Source organism: Flavobacterium davisii, from assembly GCF_042182265.1.
Lineage (GTDB): Bacteria > Bacteroidota > Bacteroidia > Flavobacteriales > Flavobacteriaceae > Flavobacterium > Flavobacterium davisii.
Genome location: NZ_CP097869.1, coordinates 2393063 through 2405755, shown reverse-complemented (window position 1 = coordinate 2405755; position 12693 = coordinate 2393063). Strand labels below are relative to the sequence as shown.

At 30.0% G+C, this 12693-nt stretch carries 11 protein-coding genes; 2 read left to right on the top strand and 9 right to left on the bottom strand.

The window, feature by feature from the left end; all coding sequences use genetic code 11:
- The first annotated feature begins 145 nt into the window (after window positions 1-145).
- Window positions 146-1231, top strand: a complete 1086-nt coding sequence (locus tag NAB20_RS10200; RefSeq protein WP_375605785.1) for an IS1380 family transposase — start codon at window positions 146-148, stop codon at window positions 1229-1231.
- A 230-nt stretch (window positions 1232-1461) separates the two neighbouring features.
- On the top strand, window positions 1462-1869 hold the full coding sequence (locus NAB20_RS10195; protein WP_088394325.1) for a DNA-binding transcriptional regulator: 408 nt from the start codon (window positions 1462-1464) through the stop codon (window positions 1867-1869).
- Window positions 1870-2217: 348 nt separating this feature from the next.
- On the opposite strand, the gene NAB20_RS10190 is transcribed toward NAB20_RS10195, so the two are convergent.
- From NAB20_RS10190 to NAB20_RS10150, 9 genes are all read right to left on the bottom strand, one after another.
- The gene (locus tag NAB20_RS10190) at window positions 2218-2817 is read right to left on the bottom strand and encodes a nitroreductase family protein (RefSeq protein WP_088394323.1); all 600 of its coding nucleotides are present in this window, start codon (window positions 2815-2817) and stop codon (window positions 2218-2220) included.
- Window positions 2818-3042: 225 nt separating this feature from the next.
- Entirely contained in the window at window positions 3043-4128 is a 1086-nt protein-coding gene (locus NAB20_RS10185) for an L-dopachrome tautomerase-related protein (protein ID WP_127823146.1), read from the bottom strand.
- Between the two features lie 562 nt (window positions 4129-4690).
- Window positions 4691-5464 (bottom strand): alpha/beta fold hydrolase, encoded by a 774-nt coding sequence (locus NAB20_RS10180; protein ID WP_105196545.1) that lies wholly within the window; start codon window positions 5462-5464, stop codon window positions 4691-4693.
- Between the two features lie 20 nt (window positions 5465-5484).
- Complete coding sequence (locus NAB20_RS10175; protein ID WP_105196546.1) at window positions 5485-6315, bottom strand: ABC transporter substrate-binding protein; 831 nt, start codon at window positions 6313-6315, stop codon at window positions 5485-5487.
- Window positions 6316-6345: 30 nt separating this feature from the next.
- Window positions 6346-7185 (bottom strand): orotidine-5'-phosphate decarboxylase, encoded by an 840-nt coding sequence (pyrF, locus tag NAB20_RS10170; protein WP_375605078.1) that lies wholly within the window; start codon window positions 7183-7185, stop codon window positions 6346-6348.
- A gap of 73 nt (window positions 7186-7258) precedes the next feature.
- Window positions 7259-7858: an outer membrane beta-barrel protein gene (locus tag NAB20_RS10165; RefSeq protein WP_105196547.1), complete on the bottom strand. Its 600-nt coding sequence runs from the start codon at window positions 7856-7858 to the stop codon at window positions 7259-7261.
- A gap of 50 nt (window positions 7859-7908) precedes the next feature.
- Complete coding sequence (locus NAB20_RS10160; RefSeq protein ID WP_105196548.1) at window positions 7909-9936, bottom strand: DUF5723 family protein; 2028 nt, start codon at window positions 9934-9936, stop codon at window positions 7909-7911.
- A 166-nt stretch (window positions 9937-10102) separates the two neighbouring features.
- Window positions 10103-11176 (bottom strand): peptide chain release factor 1, encoded by a 1074-nt coding sequence (prfA, locus tag NAB20_RS10155; RefSeq protein WP_088391708.1) that lies wholly within the window; start codon window positions 11174-11176, stop codon window positions 10103-10105.
- Window positions 11177-11373: 197 nt separating this feature from the next.
- Window positions 11374-12675: an amidohydrolase family protein gene (locus tag NAB20_RS10150; RefSeq protein ID WP_181142887.1), complete on the bottom strand. Its 1302-nt coding sequence runs from the start codon at window positions 12673-12675 to the stop codon at window positions 11374-11376.
- Window positions 12676-12693 lie beyond the last annotated feature (18 nt).

Genomic DNA, 12693 nt, shown 5'->3' with positions numbered 1-12693 from the left:
ACCCATATTTACAATTGTAATTCCTTACCTACTCAAAACTCGAATGGAGGATATGATGTCTGGTAATTTTAGAATCATTTATTACTAGTATTTGGTGTGGAGCGAATCGATTTTTGCATACAGAAGTTACTCGAGCAGATAGAGCATTAGGGATATTTTTGGTTGGTCACAAATACCAGCACAAGATGTTTACAAGCGTTATTTTTCGAAATTTACACAAGCCACCAATCAAGGAGTTTCACGACATTTTTTTAGTTGGTTTTTTCAAAATTTGAATATTAATTACTTCACTCTTGATATTGATTCGTCAGTCATTACACGTTACGGTATACAAGAAGGTGCAAAAAAAGGATATAACCCAAAGAAAAAAGGTAGAAAGAGTCATCATCCTATTATTGCTTTTATTAATGATGTAAAAATGGTTGCTAATTTTTGGCTTAGAAGCGGTGATAGTAGTTCTGCCAATAATTTTGTTGGGTTTTTAGAAGATACAATGTCTAATTTTGGAACTAAAAAAGTAGGTTTAGTTCGATTGGATAGCGGATTTTTTCAAAAAGATATTTTGGATTATTTAGAACAAAAAGCACTTAATTACATTGTTGCTGTACGCTTTACACATCCTATTCAAAACCTTATTAACAAGCAAGATTTATGGATAAATGTCGATGATGGAATAGAAATTTGTGATAAAGAATATCAAGCAAATTCTTGGGATAAAAGCAGAAGAATTGTAATTGTTAGACAAAAAATCTCAAAGCGTCCAAATGCTACAGGAAGAACATTAAGCTTATTTCCAGAAGATGAAATACATAAAAATTACAGATACTCAGCCTATGTTACAAATGTAGAATATGCCGCTACAGACGTATGGAGAACCTATAGACAAAGAGGTGATGCTGAAAATAGAATCAAAGAATTAAAATCAGATTTTGGTGCTGAAAGTTTTAATCTTAAAGATTTTTTTCCAACCGAAGCAGCCCTAATTTTCTCGATGATAGCTTACAATTTAATGTCTTTATTTAGAATTTTTGTATTACAAGAAAAAAATCAAAAAACGTTGTCGACATTAAGATATAGAACTTTTGCTGTAGGGGCTTATTTTGAAAAAGTCAAAGACATTATAAAGCTAAAAATCGCTCTAACAAAAAACGTAGAAAATGGTTCCAAAGTATTTGGGATTATCCTATTGACTGGACTAAGGAAATTCCTAATGCGTAATCTGTCAGTTTAACACAAACTATTTTGTCTTTGTCGTGTTTTTAGAATGAACTAATATAACTTTTGTATATTTGTTTTTAATGTTTACACAAATTATACCAGCATATAATTTGTGTAAATTCTTTATGAAAATTAAACGTATGGTTTATACTTATAAACTATATCAAAAATCAGATGTACAAATATATAAAATATTTGATTAAAAATAATATAAAATCAAATTTTTTATAAAAATAAAAAACGATGTTGAAATTAAACGAAACTAAAAAAAGATCTATGAGCCCAGAAGAATTGAAAAGAACTAGAAAAATGAAAGGTTTGACTCAAAAGGAAGTGGCGGATTTAATAGGGGTCTCTTTTCAAACTTATAATGGTTATGAAAATGGAAAGAAGATTCCATCAACAAAATACCAAATATTAGATAAATTTTTATCTGATGTAAATCATATAAAAGAACCTTCGGAAATATATTATACGGAAAGTGGTTTAGATAAAACGATTCATCACTTGAATGAATTAATTAATCAACGTGAGGAGATTTTGAAGATTTTAAATCCTAATTCTCTTGACTATTATCATAACATAGAGCTCATCCAAGTTTATAAGGAAAGGATTAAATATATAAATAAAGTAAAGCAAAATAATTTTTAATTGTTTTTTATAAGGTTGTACTGCTAAAATGATATTTTATAGTATTTGATTTTGTTTTTTATGATTTTCTTACTTTTTTTAAATAGTCATTTGGTTTAAAAAGATAAAACTACAATTGAATTTTATTATTAAATGCAAGGTTTTTGAGAATATTATAGTATAAAAACCTTGCATTTAAGTATTCTGATTTCTTCAATTTCTATTTTTAAAATATCTTTTTTACAAGTTATATAAGACTTAACATTTTCTAAAAAACATAAAAAAGAATATTTGGAGTAAAAATAATATCAATTTACGTTGAATTAGTTTTCAGCAAAACTTATTTAAATTGCGGGTAAAAAAAATCGACTATAAGACTTCGACAATTTCTTCCATTTGTAATCTTGATTTACTTTTAATGTGGGGTTGATTGGGGTCATTTTCATCTCTATAACCAATTGCAACTGCAAATAATGTTGAATAATTTTTTAGATTAAGAATTTGATCATATTCATCACATTTAATCCCTTCCATTGGGGTAGAATCAATTTTCATACTTGCACAAGCACTCAAAAAATAGCCTAATGAAAGATAAATCTGATGTTTTAGCCAGGACTTTATTTCAGACTCAGGCAGTGGTTTTATGAACTGATTGTAATAACCAACGGCTCCTTCGGGAAGATTTTTGTTTATTTGATTTTCAAAAGTAGGAATGTCATTTATTGCGCAAAAAACCACTAAATGACTTGCTTCTTTAATTTTTTGTTCATTAAAGTAAGAAACTTCTGCTAATTGATTTTTTGTTTTATCGTTTGACACAATAATAAATTTCCATGGTTGACTATTAATAGATGAAGGACTTAATCGCAAAATTTCCTTCAATTGTTCTATTTCATAATCGGATATTTTTTGCTGTGTGTTATACATTTTGGTTGTATATCTGTTTTTTGATAAGTTTATAAAATCCATTTTATTTATTTTAATTATTTTTTATGCTGGTTTAACCCAAATACTCATTAGAGATTTTAAAAAAGTACATTTTATTGATTATCAGTATTTTATAAAATTAAGTACTAGAATCAGTAAAACTAAATCTTTTTATTTCAATAAGTTATAAAATTTATTTTTTCTAATGCGAAATCTGGTTTTAAATAAATTATATGAAGCAATAACCGCCTTTTTATTTTTAAAAGTTTACAATTTGTTTATTTTTATTTTGTATATAAAGTAAGGTGGTTTTCCTGAATCGATTGTACCTGAAAAAGCTATTGTTTTATGAAGCTGGTTAACAGATATATAGAGGTATCCATTTTGTAAACTGATGTTATCAGCCCAAAGTAATCTAGCATCTCGAATGAAAGGTTCTAACTTTTTTGTTTTAGCATTCCATTTATCAATTCCTTTATCATTCAAATTTGTAAAATAATGATTGCCTTTTTTATCTGTTGCAACACCGTCTGAAATTGGTTTATCTCCCACTTTTTTTATGGTTGCTAAAATTTTATCTTCTTCTTCATTTTTTCTAATTGCCCTTGCGGATATACTGTACCATGTTTTTCCATTCATCGCACCGTAAAAAACCGTTTCTTTATCTGCTGAAATTGTAATTGGATTTATTGCTACACGCGCAGGTTTGCCTCCAAAATTTATAATTTTAAAGTCTATAACTGTATCAATGTCTTCACTTAAAAATGAAGGGTGTTGTTTTAATCTTTTTACGGCTTTTGTCTTTATATTAACTACTATAATCCCAGGGTTGGCTATATCTGCTAGATAAATAAAACCATTTTTTATATCAACTGCTAAATCTTGGATAAAAGAGCCTTTTGGGGCTACTTCTTCAGGGAAGGTTAAAGAAAAAATATTTTCTTTGCTTTCTGAACTAAAGCAAAACAATCTAGTTTGCCCTAAATTTAACCCCATATCAATTACCCATAAATTTCCGTTTTCATCTGTAGTTATTCCAAGTGGTGTATCGAAGGTAGTAGGAGTTGCCTTTTGATCGGCTCCTCTTTGCCATCCCATATTGGGAAACGCTTCTATTGTTTTGGCATCTTTAATAACAACCAATTGCATGGATGGATTTCCCAAAGGATGAATGGTTGAATAAACGACCCCTTTGTTACTAACTGCTACGTTTCCAGGACGAATCTGCATTTCTGCAACTATCTCCAATTGGCTATTCTTATCTGCTTTTAGTTGGGCGTAGACATTCGTTTCAAAACTTATTATAAGTAAGAAAGCAAATACCATTGATATAAATAGATTGTTTTTTTTCATTTTTACAAGAATTGATTAAACTATAATTTTTATAGTTACAAAAATAAGTATAGTTATTTATCTTTGCAATAACGGATAAAATAGATAGTACCTAATATATTGTATAGACGACTGAATTTACGTCTAGCATTAGATTACTAATGGGCTGCTTGGGGATAGTAATAGGTTCTTTTTTAGACATCTACAAAATCATTGAGTAGATACTGTAGTAAAAGATGGAAAGAAAAACCCTACTTTTGGACTTTTCCAAAAACAGGTCTTCATTTTATAAGTAAGGAGGTATTGAAAACTAATTTTATTGATAGTTTTTTCTGAATCTGTCTCAAAATGATTTTTAAAAAACAAAACATGATCTTTTTGAAAATGGTTTAACTCAAATTCCGCATTAGCAATCTATTCCATTTTACTTTTATTCAAATTTAAGGACGTACCAAAATAGTTGCCTTTTTCATCTTCTAAAATTTTCCGTGAGCACTTGAATTTATTGCCTTTTTTATTGTAAAACAAAGTGTAATGTGAAACTTAGGTTAAATCTATCTCAAAATTTTAAAATTGGATTTTATTATATTTTTTTTAAAAAATCAATTGCTTTTTTATTAAAAATAGGGGCTTGTTCGACATTTACAACGTGTCCACATTTTTCAATAATGGTTAGTTTTGCTGATTTATAATGTGTTTCTACTACTTTTTTTACGGTTGGCAAAAACATGTAATCTTCTTCTCCCATTATATATAACGTTGGGATATTTAATTCTACTTGTCGAAACCAAGTTAATACGGGATTTATTTCAGATGTTAATTTAAACCATTTTATAAATTCTTTTTGATACAATTTTTTAGCTTCATTGATAAACATCAAACGGGATTGTTTGTGATTATCTTTTGGCATAATAATAAAGGCAAATAATTTATAGAGGAATAAATAGGGTAATACATATTTAAAAAAATTACCTACTCTCATTAATATTTGTGAGCGAAAATTCATTTTTAGGATAGCACCACCCATAATCATACTTTTAACTCTTTCTGGATACATTTCGGCTAATTGCCTGATGACTATGGTTCCTAAAGAAATTCCGATAAAATGGGATGACTGTATTTTTAAATAATCTATAACTTCTAATACGTCATGAGCAATAGACTTAAATGTATATTTTTTTGAGAAGTTTGCTTTTTTAGAATTTCCATGTCCTCTTAAATCGAGTAATAGGACGTTGAAATGTTTTTGAAATTCTCTAATTTGCTTAAACCATATAGAAGAACTTCCTCCTGCCCCATGTACAAAAGTAACCCATTGATTACTTGATGTATTTTCATAAATGGTGTAATGAATCATATTTTATAGTAATTCTATTTTTAGTGTGCATGGTGTAAATGTAATTCACCTATACGTAAACGTAATTTTTTAAAATAATCGAAGGCTTTTACTAAACGTGAACCATACCATGAGAACATTTCTCCATCAACAAAAACAGTTTTTGCATGGTGTGAATATCGCCCTAATTCAAAAGCGTGTTCATCTTTAAAAGGATAGGGTTCTGATGAAAGGAATATTAAGTCGGGATCGCCTTGAATTCGCATTTTTTGCACAATAACTTCTGGATATCGTTGGGGATACTTATCATTATTTGCATAAATATTTTCTAATTTATTTAATTGTAATAAATGATTAATAAAGGTATCTCTTCCTGCTACCATATAGGGTTTTCCCCAGATGAAATAGGCTACTGTTTGTTTTTCATAATCTTTGATGAAATGAAGAAAATCATTTTTTGCAAAATTAATTTTATCGATCCATTTTTGTGATTCGGTACGTACATTAAATAGTTTGCCAAAATCTTCAATCATTTTGTTATTATCTTCAACAGTATAGATTTCTGTTACCCAAACGGGGCATATTGAGTTTAATTCTTGAACTATTTCTTGGGTATTTTCTTCTTTATTACAAATAATGATGTCGGGATTTAGTTCTTTTATTTTATCTATTTTTATATTTTTTGTTCCTCCTACAATAGTTTTTGTGGATTTAAAATGAAAAGGATGTGCACAAAATTTTGTTATACCTACAATTTTATCTTCTAAACCTAAATCATATAATAATTCGGTTTGTGAAGGTACTAAAGAAATAATTCTTTTGGGGGTTGCTTTTAATTCTTGTTGGTTTCCTGTTGGATCAGTATAAATCATTTGTTCAAAAGGGGATTAAATCATGTTCTTTTAACTCTGAAGGTTTAAAGTTGGGTTTGAAATTAAAATTTCTTTCATTTCATTTTGTAATTTCAAAGCTTCTTCTCTTGATTTTAGAGCAAAATCTTTATCTTTTGAAGCGTAAATAATTCCACGAGAAGAATTAACTAATAAACCTACATTGCTATTCATTCCGTATTTACATACTTCTTGTAGGCTTCCTCCTTGTGCTCCTACTCCTGGTACTAAGAGGAAACTATCGGGTATAATTTTTCTAATTTCTTGAAAATATTCTGCTTTAGTGGCACCTACTACATACATTAGATTTTCTGAGTTTTTCCAATTTTTAGATGTTTCTATAACCTGTTTGTATAATTCTTTTCCATTTACATTTAAGGTTTGAAAATCAAAGGCTCCTTCGTTTGATGTTAAAGCTAACATGATTGTATGTTTGTCTTTAAATGCTAAAAAAGGTTCTACGGAATCTTTTCCCATGTAGGGTGCTACTGTAACGGAATCAAATTTTAGATCTTCAAAAAATGCTTTGGCATACATAGAGGAGGTATTGCCTATATCGCCTCGTTTTGCATCTGCAATGGTAAAAATTTGAGGATAATTTCTATTAATATATTGAATGGTTTTTTCTAACGAAATCCATCCTTTGATTCCATAAGCTTCAAAGAAAGCAATATTGGGTTTATAGGCTACGCATATATCTTGTGTAGCATCTATAATAGCTTTATTAAATTCAAATACAGGATCTTCTGTTGTTAAAAGGTGTTGTGGTATTTTATCTAAATCTACATCTAATCCTATGCAAAGGAATGATTTTTTTTCTTGAATTTGATGGATTAATTGTTGTGTTGTCATTTTATTTTTTTGTGTTACAAAAATAAAAAAAGGATGTTCAAATTGAACATCCTTTTTAATAAATATCTTAATTTTAGAGCTGATAGGAAATTCCTGCATTTAAAATTCCTTTATATCCTAAACCAGCTTCTGCACTTATTCCTAATTTTCCTCCATATCGAAATCCGATACCTGTTATTTGAAAATTAAATCGGCTTGAATTATCAAAGGATAGTCCTTGTGAGGATAAATCATTTGTTCTGTTTTTGATAAGTGTATAACCTATTCCTAAACCTGAATATAATCTAAATTTATTTTTTGACAGATAATTATAATTGGATTTTAGAGCTAGGGTAATATCGTCTTCTTTTTGTTTATTTACAATCTTGCCATTGGATATGACATCTGACACAAAAGCTTCATACGCTAGATCTAATCCTAAATTTAACTTATCTACAAGAGCATAACTATAACTAATAGTAAATACTCCTGAACTGATTTTATTATCTACTGTTATTGCTCCTAAAGTTGCTGGAGTAGTTAAAATATCTGTAACGGTATTAATGATACTGTTAGTTGAAACTACTCCATAACTAACTCTGAACTCGCTCGTTCTTTTTTCTTGAGCATTACTATTAAAAAATGAACTTAGTAATAATAATAGGCCTATTTTTTTAAAATTCGTATTTTTCATAGTTGTACATTATTTTGTTTATGATGTACAAGATATTAAAAATGATGAAATTATTCAATGATTAATCTCACTTCTACTCTTCTATTCAATGCTTTTCCTGCTTTTGTTTTATTAGAAGCTATTGGTTTTGACTCACCATATCCTATTGCTTTTAGTCTTGCTTTATCAATTCCTTTACTTACTAAATAATTCATAATAGCGGATGCTCGTGCTTCTGATAAAGCTTGATTTGTTTCTGCTTTCCCTATACTATCTGTATGGCCTTCTAATGAGAATTTAGCTGTAGGATATTCTTTTAAAAGGGCTGACATAGCTTCTAATACTGGATAAGTAGTAGATTGGAAAGTATTTTTTCCTGCATCAAACAAAATTGTTTTTGCATAATCATTTAGCTTTTTAACAACTGCTTGTGTTACTTCAGGACATCCATTGTTTTTGATTGTTCCAGGTACATCTATACATTTGTCATCTTTGTCTAACACCATATCTCCATCTGTATCAGGCCAAGGACAACCTTTATTTTCAACAGGTCCTGCTATTGTTATACATTTATCTTCAGGATCTATAACACCGTCATTGTCGGTATCTTTATAAGGACATCCTCCGTTTTCTTTGGGTCCTTTTTCGTTAATACATTGATCTACATTGTCTAACAAACCATCATTATCGGTGTCAGGTATTATCTTTTCTACCACTACAGGTGTCGGCTCTGGTTGTTTTATTTCTTTTGGCTGTTTTACTCTTTTTTCTCCTTTATAAATTGGTACTTTTAATCCAAAATAAACATCGGCACCTTTTGACTCTGATGAAATGAGATTGCTTAAGATAGATCCTGATCCTAAGAATAAAGGACCAAAACGCAAACTAGTTCCTACATTTAGTCCTCTGTATTCCATATAGTTTACTGGCAAAGCAAAACTAAACCATTTGCTTTCGTAACGTGGAGTTAAAATATAGGTATTAGCAATTGATGTTGTATTTAAGGCTTTTTTATCGTTTAAATTAAAATCACCGTTAATATTTAAATAAAATTTTCTAAAAAAATTCCAATCTATATTGGTATGTAAAGCGGTTGGCAGCATTACTTTTTGTGAAGTATTAACCTCTGGAGTTGAATCAAATAATGTTAAAATCTTGTCTAAATTTCCTGCTGATTCAACAAGTACTTGATTGATGGTAATGCTATTAAATTCGTAATGATTTTCTGTATTTGATTTATAGTTAATAGAACCTATATCGGTTACAGATACTCCAAATTTCCATTTATAATTAGGCCCATATTTTTTTTGAATATCCTGATTTTTTATTTCAAATAGGAATCCTAAATCACCTCCAAATCCATTAGAATTTGAGTTGTATTTAATTTCTTTATCTAGGTTATCAAATTCTTTAGTACCGCCATAAATAAAATCTCCTGTGGCTGTAATTTTTTGATTTTTAGGAAGATTATTTGCATTAAAAAACAAGCTTATATTTCTTCCGTAGGCATACGAATTTGCAAATCCTTGTAAATACTTTAATGAAAAACCTCCTTTTAATGAATATTGTTCGTTATTTAGGATAATGGCTCCATAAGACAAGCCTACTTCTGCCCAAGTATTGGCTACCATGTTAAAATCGCCTTCATCAATATTATAATTTTTAACATCTTTGAAATCTTCTCTAAATTTATCAAATAAAGTACCATTTAACTCGTGTATGTTTACATTTCCTCTGGCTCTAGAAAAAAAACCAATAGCGTGTTTGGGTGCAATATTAAACATAAATGAGGGACCTAATACGTCTGCATTTACGATTGCATTATTGTTTGATGAAGCAAATTTTTTGGCTTGTAAATCTATATCAAAGTCTTTTTTTAAAAGGTCTGTAATTTTGACACCAAAATAATCGTTACCTAGCAAGGCACTTCCTGAAACTAAATTTAAATCTAGACGATAGGGAGATCCTACTATAGCGGCGGGATTATAAATCATACCGTGTACACCACTGTAGTTATCGGGAACAAATCCGATATAGGACTGTGCTTGTATTTGTTCTGCACAGAGGAAAAGAGAAAATAATGTGAGAAGTTTTTTCATTTTTTTTATTTGATGATGGTTTTATTGTTTAAAAGTAGAGGCTCTTCTAAAAAATGACAATCTTATTGTTTCGACCATAGGGAGAAATCACATAATACTGGTAATGTGACTTCTCCTGTCGTTGAAGTAACAAATTAAACGCTGAGTATTAACTTTTCAGCCCCCATTAATATACTTCTGATTCTTTTAATTTTTCGGTATTAGCTACTAATTGTAATTCGTCTATAAATTTTTGAATTTTTCCACCCATTACACCATCCATATCAAAAATATCCATACCTATTCTATGATCTGTTACACGTCCTTGTGGAAAATTATAGGTTCTAATTTTTGCCGAGCGATCCCCTGAGCTAACTTGCGAATTACGTTTTTTAGCGTCTTCTTCTTGTTTTTTAGCTAGTTCCATTTCGTACAAACGGGAGCGTAGTACTGACAAGGCTTTATCTTTATTTTTGTGTTGTGATTTTTCGTCTTGACATTGTGCTACTAATCCTGTTGGAATGTGTGTCATACGCACAGCTGATTTGGTTGTATTTACAGATTGTCCGCCAGGTCCTGAAGAACAGAATAAATCAATACGAACATCATTCATATCTATATGTACATCAAACTCTTCTGCTTCTGGTAATACCATAACGGTAGCAGCAGAGGTGTGTACGCGTCCTTGTGTTTCTGTTTGGGGTACACGTTGTACACGGTGTACACCTGCTTCGTATTTTAAAGTTCCGTAAACATCTTCTCCTGTTACTTCAAAAATAATTTCTTTAAATCCTCCAGCTGTTCCTTCGTTTAGATCTACAACAGAGGTTCTCCATCCTTTGGTTTCACAGTATCTGGTATACATCTTATATAAATCTCCTGCAAATAAAGAGGCTTCATCCCCACCTGTACCAGCACGAATTTCAACCATTACGTTCTTAGCGTCTTCTGGATCTTTAGGGATTAGCATGAATTTGATTTCTTCCTCTAATTGAGGGAGTCTTTCTTGTGCTTCTTCTAGTTGCATTTTTGCCATTTCTATCATTTCAGCATCAGCACCATCTGCTATAATTTCTTTGGCTTCATTAATATTTCCAACAAGGTTTACATATTCATCACGTTTTTCAACTAACGCTTTTAAATCTTTGTATTCTTTATTTAATTGTACATAACGTTTTTGATCAGCAATAACATCTGGTTGGATAATTAAATCTGAAACCTCATCAAAACGCTGTTTTACATATTGAAGTCTTTCTAACATATTGTAATTCTTCTATTTTGGACTACAAAATTACAATTTTTGTTTCAAGAACCAAGAATTAGAGATTTAAGTTTTATGATCTGGTTTAAATATATTTTTATAAATATTTTTTTCCCTTTTAAAAGAAAGCTTCGTGTACTATCAAAAATCTTATTATTTATTGTTTTTCATTAAGTTGATGATTTCTATTTAAAGTTTTATTGAATGTTATATTTTTTTTTGTATTTATCGTTTAATTGGGTTTGATGTGATTGTAAAGAAATTTTTCTTCCTTGAATATAGGCGTGTGATAGGTTATTTGTACGCATATCCAGTGCATCTCCTTCAGAAATAAAGAGTGTTGCTTCTTTACCTACTTCTAAGGAACCGCAAATAGAATCAATTCCTAAAATTTTAGCGGTATTTAGGGTAATTGTTTGTAAGGCTTGTTCTTTTGTCAGTCCATAGGCTACTGTTGTTCCTGCTTGAAAAGGTATATTTCTGGTATTCATTCGTTCCATGTCTCCACTGTTTTCTAAACCTACTAAAACACCTTTTTCTATTAAGAGTTTGGCTATTTTAAAGGGGTGATCTATGTCATCTTGATCTAAATTGGGTAAACTGTGTACTCTTCCTACTAAGACTGCTATATTATTTTTAACTAAAAGAGGTGCTATTTTATCAGCTTGATATCCTCCAATGATTACCATTTTTTGTATTTGATTTTCTTGTATCACTCTAATGGCATCGATGATTTGTTTTTCTTCATTGGCGTTTACATATAGGGTTTGGGTTCCATTAAAAACACCTCTTAAAGATTCATATACTCTATTTTTTTCTATTGGTTCACTGGCTAAATAGGCTTTTGCATTTTTTAAAAAATCAGAAAACTCGTTTACTTCTTTTAAATATTCTTTGTTTATTTCTATCATTCCTGGTTCAGCCCACCATCCTGTTTTTTTAAACGTAGCTGGAAAATTACAATGAATTCCATCATTTTCTTTTACAACTGCTTCTTCCCAGTTCCAAGCGTCCATTTGGACAATAGATGAAGTTCCCGCTATGGTTCCTCCTCTTGGTGCAACTTGAGCTATAAGAACGCCATTAATACGTGCTGTTTCTATTACTTTTGATTCTGTATTATAAGCTATAAGACTTCTTATGTTAGGAGTAAAACCGCCTATTTCTCTTTCATCGTTAGTTGCTTTTACGGCATCTATTTCAACTAATCCTATTGTAGAATTGGGAGCTATAAAACCAGGATATATATGTTTGCCTTCTGCTTGTATTACTTCGTCATAGGTACTTAAATCTATACGAGTAAGGCGAGCATCCGCTACTAAGTTTATTTTACCGTCTTTAAAGCCTACTGCGCTATTTTCTATTTTTTCTCCATTTCCCAAATGCGCTACACCGTTGATAATCAGTACTGATTTGGTTTGTTTAGGGGCTGGAATTTGTTGAGAGTAAATGCCTGTTGCAAATAGTAAGGAGTATAAAATTTTTATATTTATTTTCATTGTTTCATATCTTTAAAA